Origin of the sequence: Kribbella lupini, assembly GCF_039529595.1 — a bacterium.
Classification (GTDB): domain Bacteria; phylum Actinomycetota; class Actinomycetes; order Propionibacteriales; family Kribbellaceae; genus Kribbella; species Kribbella lupini.
In genome coordinates, this window is record NZ_BAAANC010000002.1 from 2,581,457 (window position 1) to 2,606,709 (window position 25,253).

Here is a 25,253-nt window from a genome sequence, read left to right on the forward strand (position 1 = left end):
ACTGGAGGTTCCCGTGTTGAGATCCACGCTCGTACGTACCGCGATCGCCGGGGTCGCGGTCTTCGGCCTGGTCGCCTGTGGCGGTGGCGGCGACCCGCTGTCCGGTGACAACGACGCGGGTTCCTCGCCGGCGCCGGACAAGGTCACCAGCATCACCGTCGGTTCGGCTGACTTCTCCGAGTCGCAGCTGCTGGCCGAGATCTTCGGCCAGGCGCTGCAGGCGAAGGGCATCGAGGTCAAGCAGCAGCAGAACATCGGTAACCGCGAGACCTACATGGCCGCGATCAAGGACGGCTCGGTGCACCTGCTGCCCGAGTACACCGGTGCCGCGCTCGACTACTTCAAGAAGGGCGCGACCGAGACCGAGGACGACGCGGCGTACAACGCGCTGAAGGGCGCGCTGCCGTCGGGCCTGGAGGTGCTGGACAAGTCGCCGGCCGCTGACGAGGACACCATCGTGGTGACCAAGGCGACCGCCGACAAGTACAGCCTGAAGTCCCTGGCCGACCTGAAGGCCGTCTCCAAGGAGATGGTGGCCGGCGGCAGCTCGGAGTTCAAGGTCCGCGAGGCGGGGCTGAAGGGTCTGAAGGAGAAGTACGGCGTCGAGTTCAAGGAGTACAAGACGCTGGATGCCGGCGGCCCGCTGAGCACCAAGGCGCTGCTGGACAACCAGATCCAGCTGTCGAACTTCTTCACCACCCAGTCGGTGATCAAGGACAACAACCTGGTCCAGCTCGAGGACCCGGAGAACATCCTGCCGCCGAACAACATCGTTCCGCTGATCCGGACCGACCACAAGTCCGACGAGATCGCCGCCGCGCTCAACGCCGTCTCGGCCAAGCTGACCACCGACGACCTGACCGAACTGGTCAAGCGCGTCGACGTCGGCAAGGAGAACGCGAAGGCCGTCGCCAAGGACTGGCTGACGAAGAACAGCCTTGTCTGAGTCATTCGAACAGCTCTGGACGGACCTGTCCGCCATCGGCCGTGACCCCCACACCGGGGGTTACCGCCGGGGCGGCTGGACCGAGACCGAACGGGCGGCCACGGCTTGGTTCGTCGACCAGTGCACGAGCCGTGGTCTGGACGTGCAGTCGGACGGGATCGGCAACTTGGTCGCGTGGTGGGGGCCGTCCACTGGTCAAGGTGTGGTGACCGGCAGCCACCTCGACTCCGTCCTCGACGGTGGCGCCTTCGACGGCCCTCTGGGTGTTGTCTCGGCGCTTGCTGCTGTCGACCAGTTGCGGGCTGAGGGCTTCCAGCCTTCCGTGCCCATCGGTGTCGGCGCTTTTGTGGAAGAAGAAGGCAGTCGGTTCGGGATGCCGTGTCTTGGCTCTCGGGTTGCTGCCGGGGTGCTGGCACCCGAGAAAGCTTTGGCTCTGCAGGACCGTACGGGGGTGACTCTGTCCGATGCTTTGTCGGATGCGGGTGTCGACCCGGCCGGCGTCGGGCCTTCGCCCTTGCTTGACCGCATGGGCACCTTCGTCGAGCTCCACGTCGAGCAAGGCCGCGCGTTGACGGCGCCCGTCGGCGTGGCGTCCTCGATCTGGCCGCACGGGCGCTTCCGCTTCACCTTCGGCGGCGAGGCGAACCACGCCGGCACCACGCTGATGGAAGACCGGCACGACCCGATGCTGACCTACGCGATGACCGCGCTGGCGGCCAACAAACAGGCCCGCCTGGCCGGCGCCCGCGCGACCTTCGGCCGGCTGTCCGTCGAGCCGAACGGCACCAACGCCGTACCGTCCCAGGTGACCGCCTGGCTCGACGCCCGCGCCGCCTCCACGGAGATCCTGGATTCCTTGCTGGTGGCAATCACCCGACAGGCCGCCGAACGCGCCGAGCGCGACGGCACGACCGTCGAAGTGACCGCCGAATCGGTCTCGCCCGTGGTCGACTTCCCGGCCGGCCTGCGCGACCGCCTGGCCGGCGTACTGGACGGTGCGCCGATCCTCCCGACCGGCGCCGGGCACGACGCCGGCGTGTTCTCCGACGCGGGAATCCCGACCGCGATGCTGTTCGTCCGCAACCCGACCGGCGTCTCGCACTCGCCGGCCGAGCACGCCGAGATGGACGACTGCCTGGCCGGGGTCGACGCGCTGGCGACAGTGCTGAAGGACCTGGCCCGGTGACGGCGTACTGGTGCGCCCGCGCGATCCTCCCGAGCGGCATCGCAGACTCTGTCCTGGTCACCGTCGCTGACGGAAGGATAACGGGAGTCTCCGTCGGCGCCGACCCGGGCACCGCGACCCGTCTCAACGGACTCGTCCTGCCCGGCCTCGCGAACTGCCACAGCCACGCCTTCCACCGCGCGCTGCGCGGCCGCACGCAGACCGAGCGCGGCACGTTCTGGACGTGGCGCGAGCAGATGTACGCCGTCGCGTCGAAGCTCACGCCCGACACGTACTACCGCCTCGCGCGCGCCGTGTACGGCGAGATGCTGCTGACCGGGATCACCGCGGTCGGCGAGTTCCACTACCTGCACCACGCCCCGGGCGGCCGTCGGTACGACGACCCGAACGCGATGGGCGAGGCGCTGATCGCCGCCGCCCGCGACGCCGGGCTGCGGATCGCGCTGCTCGACACCTGTTACGTTGCCGGCGGCATCGACCAGCCGCTGAACGAGGTGCAGCAGCGCTTCAGCGACGGCGACGTCGTCGGCTGGGCCTCGCGCGTTCAGGAGCTGCGCGGATCGGACGACGTGGTGATCGGCGCCGCCGCGCACTCGGTTCGCGGCGTCCCGGCCGACCAGCTCGGCGCCGTCGCGTCGTTGTTGCCCGAGGCCCCTTTGCATGTGCACCTCTCGGAGCAGGTCGCCGAGAACGACGCGTGCTTGGCGGCGTACGGACGAACGCCGACGCAGGTGCTCGACGAGGCCGGCTTCCTGAGCGCGCGGACGAGCGCCGTGCACGCGACGCACCTGACGCCGGTCGACATCGACCGGCTCGGCAGCTCCGCGACGTACTCGTGCTTCTGCCCGACGACCGAGCGCGACCTGGCCGACGGGATCGGCCCGTCGGTCGCGCTGCGTGCGGCCGGGTCGACGGTGACGCTGGGGTCGGACAGCCATGCCGTGGTCGACCTCTTCGAGGAGATGCGCGCGGTCGAGCTGGACGAACGGCTCGCGTCGCAGGAACGCGGCCACTGGTCGGCCGCCGAGCTGCTGGCCGCGGCGACGGTCGACGGGCATCGGTCGCTCGGCTTCGGTGACGCCGGGGTGATCGCGGTCGGTGCGCGCGCGGACCTGGTCGCCGTTTCGACGGACAGCGTGCGAACGGCCGGGACGGGAGCGTCTCTGGAGACCGTGGTCTTCGCGGCGTCCGGTGCCGACGTCACCGACGTGGTGGCCGGCGGCGTGCATCAGGTTGCCGAGGGCAATCATTCGAAGCTGGACGTCGGCGCCGAGCTGGCGGCCGCGATCGCGGAGGTGACATGAGCTCGCTGCTGCTGACCGGGATCAGCTCGCTGGTGACGAACGACCCGTCCCACGGGCCGCTGCTGGGCGAGCTGCGCGACGCCGCGCTGGTGATCGAGGGCAGCACGGTCGCGTGGGTCGGGCCGCGGACTTCGGCTCCCGCCGCCGACGCCTCGATGGACCTCGGCGACCGAGCCGTCGTACCGGGGTTCGTGGACTCGCACGCGCACCTGGTGTTCGCCGGGGACCGCGCCGAGGAGTTCGCGGCGCGGATGACCGGTACGCCGTACAGCGCGGGCGGTATCCGTACGACGGTCGCCGCGACCCGCGAGGCCGCCGACGAGCAGCTCACCGCGAACGTCGCGCGCCTGGTCGCGGAGATGCGGCGGCAGGGCACGACGACCGTCGAGATCAAGTCCGGCTACGGGCTGACCGTGGCCGACGAGGCGCGGTCGCTGGCGGTCGCGGCGGAGTTCACCGACGAGACGACGTACCTGGGGGCGCACGTCGTACCGGCCGAGTTCGCCGACGACCCGGCCGGCTACGTCGACCTGGTGACCGGGCCGATGCTGGACGCGTCGGCCAAACATGCCAAGTGGGTCGACGTGTTCGTCGAACGCGGCGCCTTCGACGCCGACCAGGCCCGCGCCATCCTCCGCGCCGGCCAAGCGCGTGGCCTGTCGGCCCGTGTCCACGCCAACCAGCTCGGCGAGGGCCCCGGCGTCCAGGTCGCCTGCGAGGTCGGCGCCGCCGCGGCCGACCACTGCACGTTCCTGACCTCCGCGGACGTGGACGCCCTGGCCTCGGCCGGAGTCGTCGCCGGCCTCCTCCCCGCCATCGAGTTCTCCACCCGCTCGCCGTACCCCGACGCCCGCCGCCTCCTCGACGCCGGCGTCACCGTAGCCCTGGCCACCGACTGCAACCCCGGCTCCGGCTACTCCTCGTCCATCCCGTTCTGCATCGCCCTCGCCGTCCGAGAGATGCACATGACCCCCGCCGAAGCCCTCTGGTCCGCCACCGCCGGCGGCGCCGCCTCCCTCCGCCGCACGGACGTGGGCCACCTGTCGGTAGGAGCCCGAGCCGACCTGGCAGTACTCGACGCCCCGTCGTACCTGCACTTGGCCTACCGACCGGGAGTCCCGCTGGTCACCCAGACGTTCGTGGGTGGCCGTCCGGTGGGTTGAGCTCGACGCGCACCACCGTCCAACCGTCGGTCTGCACGAACACCCCCGCGTAGTGGACCGGTCAGGCGGCGAGAGAATCCTGGTTGATGGGTGGTGGGCGACGGAGCACCTCACGCACAGCCTCGATCACCCACTCCCGATCGAGCATCACGTCCTCCCAGCTGAACCGCAGCACGAGCCAGTCCCGCAGTACGAGGTTGACCTGGCGGCGACAGTCGTTGACCAGGGCCTTGCGGGTGCCATGGAACTCGAACCCCTCCGCCTCCAGCGCGATCCGTCGCAGACGGTCCCCGAGGTCCACCCGGGCACTGAAGCCCTCGTCCCGAACCACCACTTGCGGTTCGAACCCCTCGATCCGCGCGTCGATCAGGATCGCCCGGAGGGCTGACTCCAGCACCGACTCAGCCCTGTGGTCGGCCAAGGCGACTACCCGCTGGACCCGCCGCCGATGCGGTCCGGTCAGCCGCATCGCCGCTGCCTCCAAGTCGTCGCGGTCGACCAGGTCCAACCGGAGGGCCGAGTCCGCCACCGCGAGTCCCTCGGTCAGGGACAGCGTGCGGGCACAGTCGAGGACGGTTCGGACTGGAGTGGTCACGTCGTCGATCGCCGGCGAATCACCCCAGTGAGGAACACAGGGCAACCCCGCTCGCCTGCGCGCCCGGTCCAGCGGGATCGTCACGTGCGGAAGCGATGGGACCGAGATGACCCCCATCCCCCAGTGTTGAGCTGCGCTGAGGTGTGAGACGACGCCGCCCTGACTCCGCGCCGCAGTCAACGCCGACGGCGCCTCCGGCAGTGCGTACACGCCCTTGGCCACCCGCCGGACGCTGCCGGCCGCGAGTGCCTTCCGGACCGCGTGAGCGGTCACGACCGCGAGCAGATCGGAGAAGGTCGCGGTCCCGCCTCGCTGCGCGAGCACTTCACCGACCTCGACCATCACCACAGCGTGCCGGATTCCCGCCACGAATGGATTTGCTTGTCCACAAGGGCCGACGCCCACCACCCACCAACGCTGGTCGGGCCGCGGTTTTCTGCCCTACCCGAGCGTGGGACCGACACAGCCGCCGCGATTGGTGGGTGGTGGGCGTCGGGATATGAAAGCGTGGGCGTATGAGTCGCGTGGTGATTGCCCGGAGCATTGCTGGTCAGCTGCCGTACTTCCCGAGCGCCGTCAGACTGGCTGATGGGCGGGTGCTGGTGGTCTGGCGGGAAGGGCTCGGGCACGTGCGGAGCGTGGGGCGGATCGTCGCGGCCGAGAGTTCGGACGACGGGCGGTCGTGGTCGGAGCCTCGGGTGATCGTGGACACGTTGTACGACGACCGGGACCCGATGGTGGTGCAACTGGCCAACGGGGACGTGCTGCTGAGCTGGTTCCAGATCGACTGGTCGGTGCGGCCGTACGTGTGCCCGGGGGTGCTGGTCGCTCGGTCGGTCGACGGCGGGGCCTCGTGGGGTGAGCCGGCGGTGGTCGGGTCGGCGATGGTGGATCACGAGACCGCCGAGGTGTGGCACGGGTTCCGGGCGGGGCACATCGTGGCGCACGGGCAGATCCTGGAGTTGCCGGATGGGGATCTGCTGGCTCCGGTGTACGGGGTATTCCCGGGGGACCAGAACCACTCGGCGAGTGTCGTGCGGTCGACCGATGGTGGGCTCACCTGGCCGGCGGCGCAGGAGGTCGTGCTGGGGCGGCGGGCCGGGCGCGAGTACCTGGAGCCGGTGCTGACGTTGCTGCCAGGCGGGCAGGTGGTGGCATTGCTGCGGACCGACGAAGAGGCCGAGCTGGTGCGGAGCGACGACAACGGGCTGACCTGGTCGGAGCCGGAACTGTGTGGGCTGCACGCCTCCTCGGCTGACACGTTGACGCTGTCGGACGGGGCTGTGCTGCTGGCGTACGGCGATGTGTCGAAGCAGTTCAACCCTGGGCGGCCGACCGTGGCCACGATCATCGGTGACCCGCTCGGGCCGTGGGACCAGGACGCGCTGCGCGTGGTGATCGACGCCGGCCAGAACACGGTGGACCAGGCCAACCCGGCGGTCGTCGAGCTCCCCGGCGACGAGTTGCTGGTGATCAGCTACGACATCTTCACCCGGGAGATCGTCGGCGAGCTCCTCCCGCGTACGGCGCTGCAGTAACCGCGAACCGGGGTCGTCGAAGCACGACTGTCCGGTCGAGGCCTAGAGATCGAGGCGCTGGGAGAGGTAAGCGCAGACCCTGCCGACAAGCGCGCTGCACTAAATCCGGTGCGCTCGCCAAGCCGGGGCGTCACGCTTGGAGCATGTCCAGGTCAGCAGTGCATCAGCAAGCCGGCGGCGGTGTCCGTGGGCGGCTGCGTGCTGGGCTGCGTTGGCGGCAGGACCGGGTCGACCGCTGGGCCTGTGCCGACTTGACCGGCTGGTGGCGGGACGCCGAGCTGCTCCGCGACCTCGGCCCGGCCCTCGCCGGCCTGTACGACGAGACGCCGACCGTCGTGGTCGGTCCGGTGTCGCGCGGCGCCATGATCGGCGCTCTCACCGCGGCCTCGCTCGGCGTCGGGTTCGTCGAGGCGCGCAAGGAGATCGCCCAGGCGACCGACAGCGACCGCTGGGTCTGCCGGACCACCGGACCGGACTACCGCGACCGGAACCTGGTCTTCGGCTTCCGCCGCGGCCTGCTCCAGTCCGGCGACCGGGTCCTGATGGTCGACGACTGGGCAGACACCGGCGCCACCGCCCGCACTGTCCGGGCCCTGGTCGAGGACTGCGGCGCCCACTTCATCGGCGCCGCCTGCATCGTCGACGGCCTGCTCGACCCCCGCCTCCGCCACGACCTTCCGATCCGCGCGCTCCTCGACGTACGGACGCTGTAGGGCTGGTCGCCGCTGTCCCGCCGGGTGACGTCGCCGGAACGTCCCGCCGCGGCCGGCGGAAGTTGGCGGGTGAGCCTGACGGAATCAGCCGGCCGGGGCGTCGGCTGTCGGCTTAGATCAGCTCCTTCGACAGCATCGCGCTGGTGGTGCCGTCGGGGCGCTGGAGTTTGCCGACCTCGACGAAGCCGCGGGCGGCGTGCAGGGCCAGGGACGGGATGTCCGGTGGGTCGGACTGGACCCGGCAGACCAGGCGGTCGAAGGGCTTGGCGGCGCGTTCGACGGCGCGGTAGACCGACGTGGCGATGCCCTGGCGGCGGTACGGCTCGGCGATCACCAAGCGGTCCAGGTAGAGGTAGCGGTCGGCGTAGGTGTCGGCGAACCACTGGAAGTCCAGGCCGTCGTACGCGGATCCGGGGGCGAAGGTGAGGACGAAGCCGGCGAGGTCGCCGTCGACGTCGACGACGGCTGCGTGGGCGGCGATCAGGCGGAGCCAGTCCAGCCGGTCGGGACCGAGTTTGTCGAGGTGGGACTCGGCGGCGTTGAGGGCGAGCACCGTGGGCTCGTCGGCGGTGGACAGTGGGCGGAGTTTCACCTGGTCAGCCTCCCACGGCAAGCGCTTGCAGCGGCAGGGGTCGGACCAGGGCCGAGCAGGGGTGATCCCGGAAATCCGAGGGCCGGGGTTGGGAATGAGCCGACCGTGGTGCAATGTTGAGCCAGGTGTACTCAAGTCTGCCGGATCGGATCCGGGGGCAACTTGAAATACCGATCCTGGATCGGCAACATTGAGTCTGCATCACTCAACTTCGTGGAGGTAACGCTAATGGCCCGCGCGGTCGGTATCGATCTCGGTACGACGAACTCCGTCATCGCCGTACTGGAAGGTGGCGAGCCCACCGTCATCCCCAACGCCGAGGGAGCGCGTACGACGCCCTCGGTGGTCGCCTTCGCCAAGAACGGCGAGGTCCTGGTCGGCGAGGTGGCCAAGCGCCAGGCCACCACGAACGTCGACCGCACCATCCGGTCCGTCAAGCGCCACATGGGCGAGGACTGGAACGTCAGCATCGACGGCAAGAAGTTCACCCCGCAGCAGATCAGCGCGTTCGTGCTGCAGAAGCTGAAGCGGGACGCCGAGGCGTACCTCGGGGAGCAGGTCACCGACGCGGTCATCACCGTGCCGGCCTACTTCTCCGACGCGCAGCGCCAGGCGACCAAGGAAGCCGGCGAGATCGCCGGGCTGAACGTGCACCGGATCGTCAACGAGCCGACCGCGGCCGCGCTGGCCTACGGCCTGGACAAGGGCACCGAGCAGACCATCCTGGTCTTCGACCTCGGTGGCGGCACCTTCGACGTGTCCCTGCTGGAGATCGGCGACGGCGTCTTCGAGGTGAAGGCCACCTCCGGTGACAACCACCTCGGTGGTGACGACTGGGACCAGCGGATCGTCCAGTGGCTGGTGACCCAGTTCAAGAACAAGAACGGCACCGACCTGTCCGGCGACAAGATGGCCATGCAGCGTCTGCAGGAGGCCGCGGAGAAGGCGAAGATCGAGCTCTCCAGCGCCGCCGAGACGAGCATCCACCTGCCGTACCTGAGCCTGACCGACTCCGGCCCGCTGCACCTGGAGGAGAAGCTCTCCCGGGCCGAGTTCCAGAAGCTCACCAACGACCTGCTCGAGCGCGCCCGCGCGCCGTTCAAGGCCGTCATCAAGGACGCCGGCATCGACGTCAGCAAGATCGACCACGTGATCCTGGTCGGCGGCTCGACCCGGATGCCCGCGGTCGCCGAGCTGGTCAAGGAGCTGACCGGTGGCAAGGACCCGAACAAGGGTGTGAACCCGGACGAGGTCGTCGCCGTCGGCGCCTCCCTGCAGGCCGGTGTGCTGAAGGGTGAGGTCAAGGACGTCCTGCTGCTCGACGTGACCCCGCTGAGCCTGGGCATCGAGACCAAGGGTGGCGTGTTCACCAAGATCATCGAGCGCAACACCACGATCCCGACCAAGGGTTCGGAGATCTTCACCACCGCCGAGGACAACCAGCCGTCGGTGATGATCCAGGTCTACCAGGGTGAGCGCGAGATGGCCCGCGACAACAAGTCGCTCGGCAACTTCGAGCTGACCGGCCTGCCGCCGGCGCCGCGCAACGTGCCGCAGATCGAGGTCACCTTCGACATCGACGCCAACGGCATCGTGCACGTCAACGCCAAGGACCTGGCCACCGGCAAGGAGCAGCGGATGACGGTGACCGGTGGCTCCGCGCTGCCGAAGACCGACATCGACCAGATGGTCCGCGACGCCGAGCAGTACGCCGAGGAGGACCGCAAGCGCCGCGAGGCCGTCGAGTCCCGCAACCAGGCGGAGGGCTTGGTCTACCAGACCGAGAAGTTCCTCGAGGAGAACGAGGACAAGATCCCCGACGACGTCAAGACCGAGGTCAAGGACGGCGTCGCGGAGCTGAAGAAGGCCCTCGAGGGTGACGACGCCGAGGCGATCAAGGCCGCGTCGGAGAAGCTCGCCCAGTCCAGCCAGAAGATGGGTGCCGCGATGTACGCGAACGCCCAGGCCGCCGGTGGGTCCGAGGAGAGCGCGTCGTCCGGCGACAGCTCGACCGGTACCAACGACGACGACGGCGTCGTCGACGCCGAGATCGTGGACGAGGACCGCCCGCAGGACAGCAAGCCTGAGGACACCAAGTGACCGATCGTCCGACCGACCCTGGAAGCGAGTTCGGCGACGGGGACCCCGTCGTCCGGGACAAGCGCCGGATCGACCCGGAGACCGGCAACCTGCGGGAGCCCGGCGAGCCCGTCTCGTCGGCCCCCGCGGGTGGCGCCGCGCCCGGGATGCCCGGCACCCCGGGCGCGCAGCCCCCGCGCGACCCGTCCGACCTGATCGGGCCGTCGGCCCAGGAGGCCCTGTTGACCGAGGCGCTCGCCGAGCGTACGGCGGACCTGCAGCGACTGCAGGCCGAGTACGTGAACTACAAGCGGCGCGTCGACCGGGACCGCGAGGCCAACCGTGAGGTCGTCATCGGCTCGGTGCTCACCGAGCTGCTGCAGACCCTGGACGACGTCGGCCGGGCCCGCGAGGCGGGCGAGCTGGAGGGCGCCTTCAAGGCGGTCGCCGAGTCGCTCGAGCGGGTCACCGAGAAGCTCGGGCTGGTGAAGTACGGCGAGGTGGGCGACCCCTTCGACCCGCGGATCCACGAAGCGCTGCTGCACAACTACTCCGACGAGGTCGACGGACCGACCGCGACGCTGGTCATGCAGCCGGGTTACCGGCTGGGCGACCGGATCCTGCGGGCGGCCCGGGTGGCGGTGTCGGAACCGACCGAGCAGCTGCCGGCCGGCGCCGAGAACGGGGCTGAAGGCAACGATGACGACAACCAGGCCGCAGACAAGCCTGCGGAGTAAACGGCGGGAGGTGGGACGTCGATGAGTACCAAGGACTGGTTGGAGAAGGACTTCTACAAGGTGCTCGGCGTCTCCAAGACCGCCGAGGCCGACGAGATCAAGAAGTCGTACCGCAAGCTGGCGCGCAAGTACCACCCGGACTCCAACGCCGGGGACGCGTCGGCGGAGGCGAAGTTCAAGGAGGTCTCCGAGGCCTACGACGTGGTCGGCGACGCCAAGAAGCGCAAGGAGTACGACGAGGCGCGGCGGCTGTTCGGCAGCGGCGGGTTCCGGATGCCGGGCAGCGGCGGTGGCGCGCAGGGCGGCGGCTTCGGCTTCGACGTCGGTGACCTGTTCAACCGCGGCGGGGCCGGCGCCGGTACGGCGGGCGGCGGGCTCGGCGACATCCTGGGCGGCATGTTCGGCGGTGGTGGCCGGTCGACGACCACCACGTCGACCGCGCGGCCGCGCCGGGGTGCCGACATCGAGACCGAGGCGACGATCGAGTTCGGCGAGGCCGTGAACGGCGTCACCGTCGCGCTCCGGATGACCAGCGACGAGCCGTGCAAGACCTGTCGCGGGACCGGCGCGAAGTACGGCACCGTGCCGAAGGTCTGCCTCAAGTGCGAAGGCACCGGCATGCAGACCTCGGTCCAGGGCGGCGTGTTCGCGATGACCGAGCCCTGCACCGAGTGCAAGGGCCGCGGTCTGGTCGTCGACCAGCCGTGCGAGACCTGCCACGGCTCCGGCCGCGGCCAGTCGAGCAAGACCATGCAGGTCCGCATCCCCGCGGGCGTGCAGGACGGTCAGCGGATCCGGCTCAAGGGCAAGGGCGCGGCCGGCGAACGGGGTGGCCCGGCAGGCGACCTCTACGTCACCGTGCACGTCACCCCGCACCGGATCTTCGGCCGCCAGGGTGAGCACCTGACGCTGGCGGTGCCGGTGAGCTTCACCGAGGCCGCGCTGGGCGCCGAGATCAAGGTCCCGACGCTCGACGGCCTGCCGGTGACGGTCCGGATCCCGGCCGGTACGGCGAACGGCAGCAAGTTGCGGGTCCGTGGCAAGGGCTCGGTCCGCCGCGACGGCAGCAAGGGCGACCTGCTGCTGACGCTGGAGGTGCAGGTGCCGCACGAACTGACCGACGAGCAGCGCGAGAAGCTGCAGGAGTTCAGTACGGCGTCGGCCCAGCCCGATCTGCGGGCCGGGTTGTTCGGGAGCGCGTGATGGCCTCAGGAGCAAGCAGCCGGCCGTTCAGCCAGGTGCCGACCTGGGACGACCGCACCCCGATCTACGTGATCTCGGTGGCGGCCCAGCTGGCCGGCATGCACCCGCAGACCCTGCGGCAGTACGACCGCCTGGGCCTGGTGGTCCCGAGCCGCGCGAGCGGCCGGGGCCGCCGGTACTCGGCGTACGACGTGGCGAAGTTGCGCTACGTGCAGCACCTGTCGCAGGAGGAAGGCGTCAACCTCGCCGGAATCCGGCACATCCTCGAGCTGCAGTCCGAGGTCGAGGGGCTTCGCCACCGGGTGAACCAGCTCCTCGCCGAGGTGCAGCGCGGCGTCGGGGTCTCCCGGCGCAGTACGGCCAGCCGGGTGTTCTCGGCCGGCCCGGCGGGCGACGTGATCGCGATGGGCCGGCAGCAGACCACCACCCGATGGATCCGCACCGAGCCACTGGAGATCGGCCCGCGTTGATCGGCAGGAACGGACGGCCCGGCGTACCACCCTTCTGGAGTGGTACGCCGGGCTGTTTCGGTTCTAGGCCGTCGGGAGTCCGGGCATCAGATCGGTTAGGACGCCGTGGACCGCTCGCCGTCCGGCCTCGCCGGCCAGGTCGTCGTACAGGATCGTGACGTGGATCATCACGCGACCGACGCGGACGAAACCGGAGCCGCCGCGGTCGACCGAGCCGAGGTCGGCCTGCTCGCCCAGCCGCGGCCAGTTCTGGTCAGGTGCGAGTTGCCGTGTGGCCTCGGGGGTGGTTCTGAAGACGAAGACGCTCAGCACGACGCCGCGCTTCGCGCTCGCGACCGCGGTGCACTGCGACCCCTGGGTGGCCGCCCGCGCCAGGTCGGGAAACATCGCGAACTTGGCCCAGTCCGAGCTGCGCGGAGTCTTCTTCGACTCGTAGGCGCGCCAGGTCTGGGTTCCCTTCGCTTCCAGGAAGCCGGCCCGGCGCAGGTACTTGCACGGTGAGGTGAGGATCGGGAACGCGCGCAGCGGAACTGTGTCAGCCACCCCGGACGGCCGGACTTTTGCCGGAGCCGGCGTCGGGCTCGGGCTCGAGGCCGACGAGACCTGCGGAAGGGTGCCCGAAGTCGTGGCGGTTGCGCGCGGCTCGGCGGTGGTCCCGCCGGAGGAGCAGGCCGTCGCGAGTGCGAGCACCAGTCCGCCGGCGATTGCCATCAGGGGACGTCTCATCCGGGGATGATAGATGGGCCGGCACGGTAACGCAGGACCGGAGCGGACCGGTTCACAGGCGGCCGCGCCTGCGGCGAGCACGCCACGTTGCTGGTTGTCCGGGCTGGTCGACCCGATGCTGGGGTTGCGGGCGCGGTTTACCTTGGAGAGGTGACGGTGACTCTGGAGACTGAGCGGCTGTTGATTCGGGACTGGGTCGAGGGGGACGCGGAGGCCGCGCTCGAGATCTACGGGGCGGCGGACGTCGCGCAGTGGCTGTCGCCGGCGATCGAGCGGGTGGCGGACGCGGCGACGATGAAGATGGTGCTGGGGGCATGGATCGAGGCCCAGCCGAACTTCGTGGTGCCCGCCGGGCGGTGGGCGGTCGTCCGCAAGGACGACGGCGAGGTGATCGGCGGGATGCTGATCCGCCTGCTGCCGCCGTACGAGGAGGACCTGGAGATCGGCTGGCAGCTGAAGCCGGCCGCCTGGGGGCAGGGCTTCGCGAGCGAGGCGAGCCGGGCGCTGATGAAGTGGGCGTTCGACGACGCGGACACCGACGAGCTGTACGCGGTCGCGCGGCCGAACAACAAGCGCGCCATCGCGACCGCCCAGCGGCTGGGCATGGAGTGGGTCGGCGAGACCGACAAGTACTACGACCTCAACCTGCAGGTCTACCGGATCAGAGCGGCCGACTTCGTCTCCTCCTGAGCCCGTACGACGCTCTGGCTGATCAGGAACCCCACACCGATCAGCACGTACGCCGAACCGACGACGTGCTCGAGCAACGACCAGTCGCGCCCTTCTGCCGGGAGGAGCGTGTGCGGGCCGACCACGAACACCAGCGCCGTTGTCCACAGCAACCGGCGCTTGGTCAGCAGGACCAGCACCGCCGGGGCGATCCACACCCAGTGGTGTGACCAGCTGACCGGTGAGGCGAGCAGTCCCCAGACGGCCACGACCAGCAGCGCGGTGACGTCGTCGCCCTCGGCTCTACGGCGCCAGGCGGCCAGCCAGGTCAGTGCGCCGCTCGTGGCCACGAGCGCGAGCCAGACGACGGTCCGAGCGACTCCCTCGTCCATGACCCGCGCCAGCACGGCCTGGAAGCACTGGTTGAACCCGTACGTCGCTCCGCCGATCCGGTCTGGGTCGAAGAGCACGCCGAACCAGTAGCCGCGCGAGTCACCCGGCGCGAGGCACCAGGCGAGCAGGGTGAAGCCGGCGAAGCTCACTGCTGACACGGCGGCGGACCGGTAGTCCCGTCGTACCAGGTAGAAGACGACGAAGACGGCCGGGGTCAGCTTGATCGCAGCGGCCAGACCGACCAGCAGGCCGCGTGGCCAGCGGGTGCGCGGCAGCAGGCAGTCCAGCGCGACCAAGCCCATCAAAATGAGGTTCACCTGGCCGAAGCCGATTGTGGAGCGCACCGGCTCCAGCACCATCGCCGCCAGTACGCCGAACAGCCCGGTGACCACCGCACGCCGGTTCCAGCCGTGCAGGCGAGCGCTGACCACCAGCAGGGTCGCTGCGAGTCCGGCGACGCTGGACGCGTTCATGAGCAGCTCGGCGACGGTGAACGGTACGGCGTACAGGGCGGTGAACAGGATCGCGGCGAGTGGGGGATAGGTGAACGGCAGCCGGATGCCGGGGACGAGGTCGGCGAAGTGCTCGGAGTACAGGCCGACTCCGTGCAGCCAGGCGTAGCCGCCGGTCCGGTAGACCTTCAGGTCGAGCGAACCGGCATACAGGGTGTACAGGACCGGCAACAGGGCGACCAGGCCGGCCAGGACGAGGATGCGGCGGTCACGCAGCACGGCGACGCATCCAGTAGAGGGCCAGGCCGATGGTCGCGACCGCACACAGGGCGTAGGAGTTGCCGGCCACCAGTTGAAGCCCGTGGTGGGTGTACTCCTTGTCGCCCAGGTATGGCGTGTGCCAAGGCAGTCCGAAGGCTGTCGTGACCAGCCAAGCGAGTGCCAGCCCAGTTAGCGCGGCGCTCCGGGTCTGCAGCGCCCGGTGCACCAGTACGGCGATGACCGGCAGGGCCCAGACCCAGTGACCGGTCCAGGAGATCGGTGAGACCAGCACACCGACCAGTGAGGTCAGCAGCACCGACTCGAGCACCAGCCCCTGCTCGTAGGCCCTCCTGACGACGACGAACCCCAGCGCGAGGGTGATCGCTACGGCCAGCAGCCAGTACGGCGCGATGCCGTCGATCCCGCCGTTGACCCGGGCGAGGACCCCGCGCCAGGCCTGGTTGCTGATGAAGTGCGTCGCACCCGGCCGGCTCGGGTCGAAGATGTAGCGGCCCCAGAACTGCCGGGACGCGTCCGGCATCGCGATCGCCCCGGCGACCATCGTGCCGATCGTCGCCGCGGCCGCCGTGCCGGCCTCGCGGTAGCGGCGGGTGACGAGCAGGTAGACGATGAAGATGCCCGGCGTCAGTTTGATGCCGGTCACCACGCCGACGAGGACACCGCGGAACCGGTAGGGCAGGTGGCCGAGCAGGTCGACCAGGAGCAGCGCGGTGAGGATCAGATTGACCTGGCCGAGGTCGAAGGTCGACCGGACCGGCTCCAGCGCCACACCGGCGGCCCCGACGGCCATGCCGATCGCGGCGACGCGATAGCGCGACCAGTGCGGCCTCAGCGCACGCAGCGTGACCATGCCGATCACCAGCAGGGCTGATGCGTTCACCAGGGACATCAGTACGCGGCCACCCGCCGTACCGAGCAGTGCGACCGGTGCGAAGACCAGTGCGGCGAACGGCGGGTAGGTGAAGCCGAGCGCCATGTCCTTCGGGTAGGCCAGGTGGGCCGTGTAGATGTCCTGGCCGTGCAGGAACGCCTGGGCCGAGACGACGTACACGCGCAGGTCGTACTGGAGCGAGATCGGCGGCCAATGCCAGAGGCAGAGCGCCAGGAAAACGATGCCGACGGCAACCAGGGGGAGGACCGGACGACGGGTCCGGACAGCTGGGCGAACAAGCGAACCGATGGTCATGCTTCGACCCTCGCCGCGCGGCCCCCTCCACCACATCGCCGCGAAGAGCCAGCTGCGGTCGCCGGTTCGAGTGAGCCGCCACGCCGGGGGGATCACTCCAAAGAGTGACGGCCTGGGGCCGTGCGTGCCCGCAGAATGGCTGAGTGACCGCTGACGCCGTGCCCGCGCCCCCACGCCGCCGTACGGTGCGACGGCTGGTGGTGGACGCCGTGGTCGCGGCGCTCTTCACGGTGGTCGTCGACGGCTACTACCTGTGGATCTCCCCGCCCTGGAACTCGTTCTACCCGTCGTCATCGACAGTGGCCCAGCTGGTGATGCTCTCGCCGCTCTCGCTGGTTCTGCTCCGCCGCCGGCCCGAGGTGCCCGCTGTGGTGCTGACGGGAGCCTCGATCCTCGCCACACCTGTTGGCGAACCGTTACCGGTGCTGGCCTGTGCCGCACTCGCCATGTTCTTCCTGGGCCTCGGCCGTCCACGGCGGCAGGCAGCGTTGAGCGCGCTCGTCGTCCTGGCAATCCCGATTGTGCGGCACCTGGTGTCGTTCGGGCCGTTCGACTACCTGAATGCCGAGTTGCCGCCGGCCTGGTCGTCGACGCTGCTCGTCTGCGCTGGGCTGGCAGTGAGCGCTGCAGCCGGTGGCTTCGTGCGCAGCAGGGGCTGGACGTCCGCTGCCCTGGGCAACCAGCTGCTGCGTTTGCTCGACGATCCTGTCTTCCGGACCTGGCTGGACGGCGTCGTGGCCGCCGGGCTCGTCGTACTGGTGGTCCGCGAGCTGCAGAACGACCCGGTGGGTGGCGACTGGACCGATGCGCAGCAGTGGGTCCTCCTCGTGGCTGCTGCAGCGCCGGCCTCGCTGGCGGTGCGCCGGAAGATCCCTGAGATCCCCTTGCTGGCGCTGGCGGCCACCTGTCTGCTGGTCTACCCACTGGCTCAGACGCAGTGGGTGCTGATCACTGCGTTCGCCCTGGCGCTCTACTCGATCGGAGTCCACCGCACCTGGTGGAAGTCCGCCCTGTATGCCGGTACGACGCTGATCGCGCTCCGCGTGATCAGCTGGCTGCTCCACGACGGCGCGGCGGCCCGACTGGTCGTGGACGGGCTGTACTCCGTCAGCGACCGCCGCATGGCGGAGCTGCTGCACCGCATCTGGCCGGTCTGGCTCTCGGCGTCGCTGGCACTGGCCTGGGCCACCGGACTGCTCACCCGGCTCGCCCTGCAGAACCGGCGGGCCGCTCAGCGTGAGGCGGCGCTGGTCCAGAAGACCCAGGAGCAGGAGCAGCTCCAGGTCCTGCTGGAAGGCCGGTCGCAGATCGCCAGAGACCTGCACGACGTCGTGGCGCACGCGGTGAACCTGATGGTGATCCAGGCGGAGACCGGCCCGGACCTGATCGCCCGGGGCGACCAGGACGTGCTGGCAGGGTTCCAGCGCATCGGTGACGCCGGACGGCGTGCGCTGGGTGAGCTGGACCGGATGCTGTCGGCGCTGCGCGATGCCGACGGCGTACCGGACCCGGAGCTGACTCCACAGCCTGGCCTGTCCGACCTGCGGCGGCTGGTGGAGGACGTGGCGCACGACGGGCTCACCGTCGAGCTGGACGTGCACGGCGACACCGAGCTGGCGCCGACGGGACACCAGTTGGCGGCGTACCGGCTGGTGCAGGAGGCGTTGACGAACGTGGTGCGGCACGCGGAAGCGACCAAGGTGGTGGTGATGCTGGAGGTCCTGGCCGACGAGTTGCGCGTGGAGGTCAGCGACAACGGGCACGGGTTCGACCCGGAGGTGGCACGGACGGGTGGCCGGCACGGGCTGGCCGGGATGCGTGAGCGGGTCCGGATCCACCACGGGACCCTCACGATCGATGCGGCACCAGGACGCGGTACGACGATTGCGGCCCGAATCCCTTTGGCTGCTGAGGCTTCCCGATGATCAAGGTGATGGTGGTCGACGACCAGGACCTGGTCCGGGACGGGATCTCGATGATCCTGGACGGGCAGCCGGACATCGAGGTCGCCGCGCAGGCCGTCGACGGCGCGGACGCGATCCGGCAGGCCGCCGCGCTGCTCGATCTGCGGGTGGTGCTGATGGACGTCCGGATGCCGGTGATGGACGGGATCGAGGCGACCCGCCGCCTGGTCCAGGCCCCCAACCCGCCGAGGGTGCTGATCCTGACCACCTTCGACCTCGACGAGTACGTGTACGACGCGCTGCGCGCCGGGGCCAGCGGGTTCCTGCTCAAACGCTCCTCGCGCGACGAGCTGATCAACGCGGTCCGCGTGATCGCCGACGGCGACGCGCTGCTCGCACCGCCGGTGACGCGACGGCTGCTGGACCGCTTCGCCCGCGGCCGGCCGGACCCCGACGAGTCCGGCCGGCTGGACGAACTGACCGCGCGCGAGCGCGAGGTGCTCCGACTGGTTGCCGAGGGCAACTCAAACGCGGAGATCGCGGCGGCCCTGCACCTGACCGAGCACACGGTCAAGACGCACGTCAGCCGGATGCTGACCAAGACCGGGCTGCGAGACCGGGTGCAGGCAGTGATCCTCGCCTACGACACCGGCCTCGTCGAGCCGCGACCGCTCGATCAGCGGACCAGTCCGTAGGCCCGGGTCACCTCCTGCTCGAGCGCGTTGCCGTCGGCGTCGGTCCCGGTGAGCTTGAGGGACGGTGCCTGACCGGCCTGACTGTTCGGGTGGGTGACCGTGGTGATCCAGCGGCCGTCGGCGGTCGTCTTCAGGGGCAGGTCGGTCCACCGGCCGCCGTCGTACGAGAGTGACAGCGTGGCCTTGGTGAACTTCGCCGTGCTCTGCGAACCGGTCTGGTGCCGCAGGCCGAAGGTGATGGCCGTCGGCCTGCCGGTGCGGACCTGGCTCGTCGCATCGGCTTGCGGTACGTCGAGATCGGCCAGGACCAGCGGCATCACCTCGTCGGCGCCGCCCTTGCTCCTCCAGGTCCAGGTGGACTTCACCTGGGTGGAGTACTTCCAGTAGTTGCTCTCCCGGCGGGTGTCGAGGGTCGCCTTGTAGCTCGCGGCGTCGTCGGGCAGCTCCAGCCAGATGCCGGTGTCCTCGGCAGTGCCGACCTGCTCACCGTTGCGCTCCAGGGTGAGCAGGCTGTCGGGGTTGTTGTACGGGGCAGCCCACTCCTGCTGGTGCTGGAAGGGGCTCACCTGGAACTGCAGACCGCCGTCGACGTACTGCGTGTACTGCACGCCTGCCGGCAGACCGCTGAGCAGTACTGGCTTGAGCCAACGCTCGGCGCTTCTTCGGCCTGGACGGTAGATGACGGGGGCACCGTGAGCCGCCATCGCCCCGCCGTCGTCGGTGTTGTTGTAGTAGACGCCGCTTTCCCAGCTGAGTCCGTGATCGGCCTGGACGTAGGAGACCCGGTGGAACGGTGTGGCGAAGGTCGGTACGAGCCAGCCGCCGGACTGGTTGCCACCGGGCGTGGACGTGCCGCGCGACTCCGACGTCTGCATGCCGGGGGTGTGGCTGCCGAACGTCTCGCTCACCGTCGCCAGCTGGTGTTTCTTGACGGTGTGGGTGCCGGCAGCCGGGATCTGGTTGGCCCAGGGCTGCATGAGATCGTAGACATACGGCGTACTGGCCACTCCGCTCACCTGGATCGTGGCAGGCATCGCCTTGAGCAAGGCCTGGGCGTTGGCCCTCGAGGTGCGCATGGCCGGGATAGTCGCGTCCTGATCGCCGTACGCCCAGTAGCTGGAGACGCCGTTCATGCCGGGGTAGTCCGGGTTGTAGAGCAGCACCGCGGCCGCGCCGGCGTCCTCGGCGGCGCGGGTGACCTGGCCGTTCCAGCGCGGGTCGGAGTCGCTGAGCCTGATCAGGGCGAGCTTGCCTTTCGCGCCCTTCAGCTCCTCCGGAGTCGCCGTGCCGGCGTCGTACAGCGGGAGGTTCTTGGTACCGGTGAAGCGCGGACCGAAGTAGAAGTCCAGCACCTCGAACGCTTTGCCGCCTCGGACCTTGGCCTGGTACGGCGCGCGCTCGAGCCTGGCACCCAGCGCGAACTCGGAGCTGCCGGTGGTGAGCTTGGTTGTCGGCGTGGCACTGGTCAGGCGGGCCGCGCCGGTCCACGAGATGCCGGTGCCGCCGGTGATGAGTCCGTCGGTGTTCTTGAGCGTGTAGCCCATTGCTCGTTCCCTGGCGGGCATTCCGGTGGCGCCCTGAGCGGTCAGGTCGATCGGCTTGGCCGTGCGGGCGTCGAGGGTGGTGGTGAGGTTCTTGTCGACCTGGAGCTCGTTGGTGGACAGGACCGAGTACTCCCGCGCCCGGCTGTCCGTCGGGTCGGTGAAGAGGACCGTCGAGACGACGTACCGGCCGGGAGCGAGCCGCGCGGTCACCTTGCCGTCGCGCAGGGGCAGGGTGTTGTCCGGCATCGGGTCGCCGTCCAGGCGGGCGATGTTGACGTCCGTCTGCGCCGCGCTGCCGTCCTTGGCGATGCCCTGGATGGTCAGGTCGTACATCTCGGGCTCGGCGTACCAGCCGTACGTCGTGACGATCGGGTCTTGACCGGCCGGCGTTGCGGTGATCCGGCCGGAGTACTTGCCGACGCCTGCTGCTGCGCGGTCGAAGGTGGCTTGGACTGCCGCGGTGCCGTTGGCCGGTACGACGAGCTGGGTCGCGCTGAGCTGGGGAGTCTCCGCTGTGGACGCCTCGAGCTGGAGCGTCACCGGCTCACTGGTCGGGTTGCTGTACGTGAGGGTCTTGGTCAGCTCCTCCTTGGCGGGGAAGGGCCAGCGCAGTGTGCCGAGCTCCAGTTCGCCGGTGTCGACCGTGACGGACTGGTCGGTCGCCTGGTCGCCGTCGACCCGACCGGCGCCCTCCTCGTCGACCCGGCCCTGCTGGGGGTCGGCGGTGGAGATCAGCTGGGCCTTGAGTCGGTCGGCCTGCCAGTCCGGGTGGGCCTGGGCAACCAGCGCGGCCACACCGGCCACGTGCGGTGAGGCCATCGACGTACCGCTCAGGGCGGTGTAGTTGTCGTCCACCGGCTCGCCCAGCTCGGTGCCGGCGGCGCGGGCCGCGACAATGCCGGTACCGGGTGCGGACAGCTCGGGCTTGATCGCGCCGTCACCAGCCCGCGGGCCACGGCAGGAGCTGTCGTTCAGCGAGCCGTCGCGCTGGAGGTTGCCGACCGCCAGCGCCTCGTCGGCCGCGGCGGGCGAGGTGACCGTGCCGGGCTGCGGGAAGAAGCAGTTGCCCGCAGCAACTACGAACAGGGTGCCGGTGGTCCGGGTCAGCTGGTTCACGGCCTGGGACACCTCGTCGGTGCCGTCGGACGGCTCCCGGCTGCCGAGGCTCAGGTTGACCACGTCGGCGCCCTGAGCGGCCGCCCACTCCATCCCGGCGATGATGCCGGAGAAGCTGCCGGAGCCGGTGTCGTCGAGGACCTTGCCGATCAGCAGTGTGGCGTCCGGGGCGACGCCTTTGTGCTTGCCTCCGTCGGCCGCGCCGGTGCCCGCCGCGATGCTGGCGACGTGGGTGCCGTGCCCGTGGTGGTCGACGGTGTCCGCGGTGTCGGTGAAGTTCTGCTGGGCGCCGATCCGGCCGGTGAAGTCGGCGTGGTTCGGGTCGATGCCGGAGTCGAGCACGGCGATCTTGACGCCCTTGCCGGTCAGACCGCGCTCCCAGGCGGCGGGTCCGCCGATCTGCGGCACGCTCTGATCGAGCTGGACGCTCACTGTGCGGTCGAGGGAGACCTTCTGGACGCCCTGGACGGTGTCCCAGAAGTCGGCGGCCTTGGTCTTCTCGACCTTCGTGGCCTGGGCGTTGATGCTCTTCAGGGTGCGGGAGTTCGTGGTGCCCTTGAGCTGCTTGAGCTGCTTGAGCTGCTTGGGCTGCGCGCCGCCGTACCGGACGATGACCGGCAGGGTCTTCGACTTGGCGTCGTCCTGGCCCTCGGCGATCAGCGTGGTGACGTCGAACAGGGCTCGATCGAGCCGGCCGCTGGAGACGTCTTTCCGCGCGGCCTCCGGTACGACGTACGTGTGGCCGTTGGTGTAGGTGGTGACGGCAGCCGTGGAGCGGCTGGTCGGGCCTGGTTCGAAGACGACCTTCTCTGGTTGGCCGGGGCGGCTGGTGACCTGTACGCGGTCTCCGGTGACCAGGGTGATCCGGCTGGTTGACGTGTTCTTGTGCGGTGGGGTCTGGGCGGCGTGGGTTGGCGGGGCGGCTTGGGCGGTGGGTGGCAGTGCGCTCGCGATGAGCGCGACCGCCAGGACGGAGATGGTCCGGCGATGACGCAAGAGTCCTCCACAGGCAGGAAGTGGTCATGCCGAAAGACGCTTTTCGCAGGCATCTTGGTTCTGTCGGGACAAGACATCCGAGTGACCTCTGGCTGTGCACGGCAGCCGGAGGCACACTCGGCCAAGGGGGCGCTTCGCACTGCGCCGAAGTAGAGGGGTGGGGGACATGCAGGTGGACGACGCGGGTCTGTTGGCGCATTTCGCCGAATGGAAGGGCCGCCGAACCGGGAGGACGGTCGCGGCCTTCGGGCCGCAGGACAGCAGCGCGGCTCTGTACGCGGCCGACGAACTGCTGGTCGACAGGGAGGACCGCGACCTGGTGGAGGAGCTCACCGGCCGGTACGGCGCGGAGCTGCTCGGCACGGGCGAGCTGCCGTCGCCGCCGGACGGGCTGGAGGTTCGAGAGGTCCGTGGGGAGGAGCCGGTCGCGCTCCGGCTGAAGTTCCGGGAGGTGCCGCGGGTCGACGGTCAGGACGACCTGCTGGCGCGGGCTGCCGAGGCGTTCCACGGCGAGGTCGTGACGACGTGTGACATGGGCGCCGCCGTCGCCGCCCTGGCCGTTCGGTGCTCGCTGGAGGAGCGGCCTGCCGGGCTCAACCTGTTCGGCGAGCCGTTCGCGATGCCGCTGAGTACGGCGACCGAGGGGCCGGTGCCGGGAGTGGGGTCGAACGCGTTCACCTGGTCGGCGTTCGCCGGGCGGAGCAGGATCGTCGAGGCCTGGCAGTTGATGGACTCGATCCAGCGGATGGGCAGCAGTCCGTTCGTCGTACTGGCCGTGCTGGACGACGGCTTCTGGCTCGACGGCGGCGGGGCGCCGAACGTGGCGCTCGGGCAGACCGGATCCGATCTGGGGACCGGGGTGATGCAGCTCAACCTGATGGCGGAGGGCACGCCCGCCGGTGGCATGTCGTCCGGCTCGTCGCCCTGGCACGGGAACGCGGTGGTGAGCGCGGCCGCGGCCACGGTGGCGAACTCGCTGGGAGCTGCCGGCAGCGGCGGGCTGGTGGTGCAGCCGATGGTGTTCCGCACCGACATCTCGATCGACCACATGATGCGGTGCGCGCGGATGTGCGCGGCCTGGGGCATCGACGTGCTGAACATGAGCATCGGCACCTGGGGACAGACCGAGCTGTTCTTCCCGACCAGCACCTGGGACCGCACCTTCCGGTTCGCCGCCGACAACGGCGTGGTGATGATCGCCGCCGCCGGGAACTCGGGGCTGAACCTTCCCGACGACGAGAACATCCGGCCGGCCACGCGCACGCCGGACGTGCTGACGATCGGCAACCTGGACACCAACGACACCGCCGCACCGAAGTCCAACTTCGGCTCCTCGGTCGGGCTCTGGGCGCCCGGCACCGGGATCCCGGTGATGCCGGACGGCAACAACCCGTCCGGACGACTCGCGAGCGGGACGTCGTTCGCGGCGCCGATCGTGGCCGGAGTGGCCGCGATGATGAGGGCCGCCAACCAGTCGCTGAGCGCGCACGATATCCGGCGGATCCTGGTCGAGACCGGCTGGCCGGGTGACGGCAAGGTCAGCCGGGGGCTGGACGCCTTCGCGGCGCTGTTCGCCGCGGTGAGCTCGACCATTCCGGACAGTGGCGAGCCGAACAACACGCCGGCGACCGCGCGCACGCTGATCGCGACCGGTCCGGGCGGCGCGCTGCAGCCAGGGCTCGGACCGTTCACCACGCGTTCGAAGGCGGGGGACACCGACTACTGGCGGTTCACGGTGGACAAGTTCTCCACCACGACGGTGACGGTCGACTTCTACGAGCGGCTGAGCACGCTGGGCGTGATGGTCGAGGCCGAGGATCCGGACGGGCGCGGGCCGGACGACATGGTGCGGACCGGATCGGCGACGACCGGCCGGATCGTTCTCAGCGGGTTGCTGCCGCCCGGTGGTTACCGGATCCGGATCACGGGCAGCGGCGTCACGGCGTACAGCTTGGTGGTGGGACGCCGCGCGGCTTTGCTGCCGCGTGACGGGTTCGAGCTCAACGACTCGTTCGAGTCGGCGGCGCCGATGTTGTTCGAGGTGAACCGGTGGAGCCCGTTCCTGCACCGGAGCTGGGGTCCGGGCACGTACGACGCGACCCTGCACCGCGAACGCACGATCTCGCCGTACATCGGCGGCGGCACCTCCGTGGTCAACGAGGACTTCTTCCGGCTCGAGGTGCCGCAGCGGACGATCTTCTCCCGTCCCGCGGTGACGATCTCCGACGCGGACCGGCCGCTCGACCTCGTCCTGTACGACGAGCGCCGCGTCGAGCTCGAGCGCTGGACCGGTGTCCGCAAGCGGACCATGTACCCGCCGGAGTGGTCGACCTGCTACCTCAAGGTGACCGGCGCCGACGTCACCCGGTACCGCATCGGCACCCGGATGACCGTTGACACGCACATGATCCCCGGCCCCTGGGAGGAGATCGAGGTGATCCCGAAGTGGTGGGGCGATCCGCCTCCCCTGGTCCTGGCCGACGAGATCAGCCACTACCTGCACGAGATCGGCCCGGCAGTCCACGGCCCAGCCCTCGTCTTCGACGCCGAGCCGGACACGCTCCTGATCGAGCTGATCGACCGCACCGGCCAGGTGATCCGCGAGGCCCAGCGAACCCCCGCCGGCCTGGCTTTGGATACCCAAGACCTGGAGGAGGGCCCGTACGTCGTCCAACTGACCCGCCGAACCAACGAGCCGACCTTGGTCCGCGTGGTTCCACCTCTGACCAGGGCCCCGGCCTAGAACCGGGCGATGCGGACGGCC

The 25,253-nt window shown here is 70.0% G+C and carries 20 protein-coding genes; 14 read left to right on the forward strand and 6 right to left on the reverse strand.

Going from position 1 to position 25,253, the window contains the following annotated elements; translation table 11 throughout:
- The first annotated feature begins 16 nt into the window (after positions 1 to 16).
- From ABD235_RS25675 to hutI, 4 genes are read left to right on the forward strand one after another with little or no spacing between them, the layout of a single operon-like run.
- Positions 17 to 946: an ABC transporter substrate-binding protein gene (locus ABD235_RS25675; RefSeq protein ID WP_425553176.1), complete on the forward strand. Its 930-nt coding sequence runs from the start codon at positions 17 to 19 to the stop codon at positions 944 to 946.
- The gene (locus ABD235_RS25680; RefSeq protein ID WP_344178428.1) at positions 939 to 2,132 is read left to right on the forward strand and encodes an allantoate amidohydrolase; all 1,194 of its coding nucleotides are present in this window, start codon (positions 939 to 941) and stop codon (positions 2,130 to 2,132) included. Before ABD235_RS25675 ends, ABD235_RS25680 begins: the two co-directional genes overlap by 8 nt.
- The gene (locus ABD235_RS25685; protein WP_344178430.1) at positions 2,129 to 3,436 is read left to right on the forward strand and encodes a formimidoylglutamate deiminase; all 1,308 of its coding nucleotides are present in this window, start codon (positions 2,129 to 2,131) and stop codon (positions 3,434 to 3,436) included. Before ABD235_RS25680 ends, ABD235_RS25685 begins: the two co-directional genes overlap by 4 nt.
- Entirely contained in the window at positions 3,433 to 4,599 is a 1,167-nt protein-coding gene (gene hutI, locus ABD235_RS25690) for an imidazolonepropionase (protein WP_344178432.1), read from the forward strand. Before ABD235_RS25685 ends, hutI begins: the two co-directional genes overlap by 4 nt.
- A gap of 61 nt (positions 4,600 to 4,660) precedes the next feature.
- Here the strand turns inward: hutI and ABD235_RS25695 are convergent, their stop codons facing one another.
- Positions 4,661 to 5,536 (reverse strand): type IV toxin-antitoxin system AbiEi family antitoxin domain-containing protein, encoded by an 876-nt coding sequence (locus ABD235_RS25695; RefSeq protein WP_344178434.1) that lies wholly within the window; start codon positions 5,534 to 5,536, stop codon positions 4,661 to 4,663.
- 173 nt (positions 5,537 to 5,709) lie between these two features.
- Here ABD235_RS25695 and ABD235_RS25700 point away from each other — a divergent pair, with 173 nt between their 5' ends.
- Positions 5,710 to 6,732, forward strand: coding sequence for a sialidase family protein (locus ABD235_RS25700; RefSeq protein WP_344178436.1), 1,023 nt, complete (start codon positions 5,710 to 5,712; stop codon positions 6,730 to 6,732).
- A gap of 143 nt (positions 6,733 to 6,875) precedes the next feature.
- The gene (locus ABD235_RS25705; protein WP_344178438.1) at positions 6,876 to 7,445 is read left to right on the forward strand and encodes a phosphoribosyltransferase family protein; all 570 of its coding nucleotides are present in this window, start codon (positions 6,876 to 6,878) and stop codon (positions 7,443 to 7,445) included.
- A 112-nt stretch (positions 7,446 to 7,557) separates the two neighbouring features.
- On the opposite strand, the gene ABD235_RS25710 is transcribed toward ABD235_RS25705, so the two are convergent.
- The gene (locus tag ABD235_RS25710) at positions 7,558 to 8,037 is read right to left on the reverse strand and encodes a GNAT family N-acetyltransferase (protein WP_344178440.1); all 480 of its coding nucleotides are present in this window, start codon (positions 8,035 to 8,037) and stop codon (positions 7,558 to 7,560) included.
- A gap of 228 nt (positions 8,038 to 8,265) precedes the next feature.
- On the opposite strand from ABD235_RS25710, the gene dnaK reads away from it, so the two are divergent.
- Genes dnaK through ABD235_RS25730 form a run of 4 tightly spaced genes read left to right on the forward strand, consistent with a single transcriptional unit; the run spans position 8,266 to position 12,526 of the window.
- Entirely contained in the window at positions 8,266 to 10,137 is a 1,872-nt protein-coding gene (dnaK, locus tag ABD235_RS25715) for a molecular chaperone DnaK (RefSeq protein WP_344178752.1), read from the forward strand.
- Positions 10,134 to 10,853: a nucleotide exchange factor GrpE gene (gene grpE / locus ABD235_RS25720; RefSeq protein ID WP_344178442.1), complete on the forward strand. Its 720-nt coding sequence runs from the start codon at positions 10,134 to 10,136 to the stop codon at positions 10,851 to 10,853. Before dnaK ends, grpE begins: the two co-directional genes overlap by 4 nt.
- Positions 10,854 to 10,874: 21 nt before the next feature.
- Positions 10,875 to 12,056: a molecular chaperone DnaJ gene (gene dnaJ / locus ABD235_RS25725; RefSeq protein ID WP_344178444.1), complete on the forward strand. Its 1,182-nt coding sequence runs from the start codon at positions 10,875 to 10,877 to the stop codon at positions 12,054 to 12,056.
- A complete protein-coding gene (locus tag ABD235_RS25730; protein WP_344178446.1) occupies positions 12,056 to 12,526 on the forward strand; it encodes a heat shock protein transcriptional repressor HspR in 471 nt (156 codons plus the stop codon). Before dnaJ ends, ABD235_RS25730 begins: the two co-directional genes overlap by 1 nt.
- 63 nt (positions 12,527 to 12,589) lie before the next feature.
- On the opposite strand, the gene ABD235_RS25735 is transcribed toward ABD235_RS25730, so the two are convergent.
- Entirely contained in the window at positions 12,590 to 13,252 is a 663-nt protein-coding gene (locus ABD235_RS25735) for a hypothetical protein (RefSeq protein WP_344178448.1), read from the reverse strand.
- 150 nt (positions 13,253 to 13,402) lie between these two features.
- Here ABD235_RS25735 and ABD235_RS25740 point away from each other — a divergent pair, with 150 nt between their 5' ends.
- Positions 13,403 to 13,942, forward strand: coding sequence for a GNAT family N-acetyltransferase (locus ABD235_RS25740; RefSeq protein ID WP_344178451.1), 540 nt, complete (start codon positions 13,403 to 13,405; stop codon positions 13,940 to 13,942).
- Here ABD235_RS25740 and ABD235_RS25745 read toward each other — a convergent pair.
- Entirely contained in the window at positions 13,906 to 15,045 is a 1,140-nt protein-coding gene (locus tag ABD235_RS25745) for a glycosyltransferase 87 family protein (RefSeq protein ID WP_344178453.1), read from the reverse strand. The two genes, ABD235_RS25740 and ABD235_RS25745, sit on opposite strands and share 37 nt — an antisense overlap.
- The gene (locus tag ABD235_RS25750) at positions 15,035 to 16,234 is read right to left on the reverse strand and encodes a glycosyltransferase 87 family protein (protein ID WP_344178455.1); all 1,200 of its coding nucleotides are present in this window, start codon (positions 16,232 to 16,234) and stop codon (positions 15,035 to 15,037) included. The genes ABD235_RS25745 and ABD235_RS25750 overlap by 11 nt, the downstream gene beginning before the upstream one ends.
- A 143-nt stretch (positions 16,235 to 16,377) precedes the next feature.
- On the opposite strand from ABD235_RS25750, the gene ABD235_RS25755 reads away from it, so the two are divergent.
- Both ABD235_RS25755 and ABD235_RS25760 read left to right on the forward strand, forming a co-directional pair.
- Complete coding sequence (locus ABD235_RS25755; RefSeq protein ID WP_344178457.1) at positions 16,378 to 18,159, forward strand: sensor histidine kinase; 1,782 nt, start codon at positions 16,378 to 16,380, stop codon at positions 18,157 to 18,159.
- Positions 18,156 to 18,833: a response regulator transcription factor gene (locus tag ABD235_RS25760; RefSeq protein WP_344178459.1), complete on the forward strand. Its 678-nt coding sequence runs from the start codon at positions 18,156 to 18,158 to the stop codon at positions 18,831 to 18,833. Before ABD235_RS25755 ends, ABD235_RS25760 begins: the two co-directional genes overlap by 4 nt.
- Here ABD235_RS25760 and ABD235_RS25765 read toward each other — a convergent pair.
- Positions 18,815 to 22,489, reverse strand: a complete 3,675-nt coding sequence (locus ABD235_RS25765; protein WP_344178463.1) for a S8 family serine peptidase — start codon at positions 22,487 to 22,489, stop codon at positions 18,815 to 18,817. The genes ABD235_RS25760 and ABD235_RS25765 overlap by 19 nt on opposite strands.
- Before the next feature lie 166 nt (positions 22,490 to 22,655).
- On the opposite strand from ABD235_RS25765, the gene ABD235_RS25770 reads away from it, so the two are divergent.
- Positions 22,656 to 25,232, forward strand: a complete 2,577-nt coding sequence (locus ABD235_RS25770; protein WP_344178465.1) for a S8 family peptidase — start codon at positions 22,656 to 22,658, stop codon at positions 25,230 to 25,232.
- Positions 25,233 to 25,253 lie beyond the last annotated feature (21 nt).

Excerpts from the sequence above, each read along its gene's own strand:
- hutI (WP_344178432.1), top strand. The coding sequence starts at position 3,433 with ATGAGCTCGCTGCTGCTGACCGGGATCAGCTCGCTGGTGACGAACGAC.
- ABD235_RS25695 (WP_344178434.1), bottom strand. The coding sequence starts at position 5,536 with ATGGTCGAGGTCGGTGAAGTGCTCGCGCAGCGAGGCGGGACCGCGACC.
- ABD235_RS25700 (WP_344178436.1), top strand. The coding sequence starts at position 5,710 with ATGAGTCGCGTGGTGATTGCCCGGAGCATTGCTGGTCAGCTGCCGTAC.
- ABD235_RS25705 (WP_344178438.1), top strand. The coding sequence starts at position 6,876 with ATGTCCAGGTCAGCAGTGCATCAGCAAGCCGGCGGCGGTGTCCGTGGG.
- dnaK (WP_344178752.1), top strand. The coding sequence starts at position 8,266 with ATGGCCCGCGCGGTCGGTATCGATCTCGGTACGACGAACTCCGTCATC.
- dnaJ (WP_344178444.1), top strand. The coding sequence starts at position 10,875 with ATGAGTACCAAGGACTGGTTGGAGAAGGACTTCTACAAGGTGCTCGGC.
- ABD235_RS25730 (WP_344178446.1), top strand. The coding sequence starts at position 12,056 with ATGGCCTCAGGAGCAAGCAGCCGGCCGTTCAGCCAGGTGCCGACCTGG.
- ABD235_RS25735 (WP_344178448.1), bottom strand. The coding sequence starts at position 13,252 with ATGAGACGTCCCCTGATGGCAATCGCCGGCGGACTGGTGCTCGCACTC.
- ABD235_RS25750 (WP_344178455.1), bottom strand. The coding sequence starts at position 16,234 with ATGACCATCGGTTCGCTTGTTCGCCCAGCTGTCCGGACCCGTCGTCCG.
- ABD235_RS25760 (WP_344178459.1), top strand. The coding sequence starts at position 18,156 with ATGATCAAGGTGATGGTGGTCGACGACCAGGACCTGGTCCGGGACGGG.
- ABD235_RS25770 (WP_344178465.1), top strand. The coding sequence starts at position 22,656 with ATGCAGGTGGACGACGCGGGTCTGTTGGCGCATTTCGCCGAATGGAAG.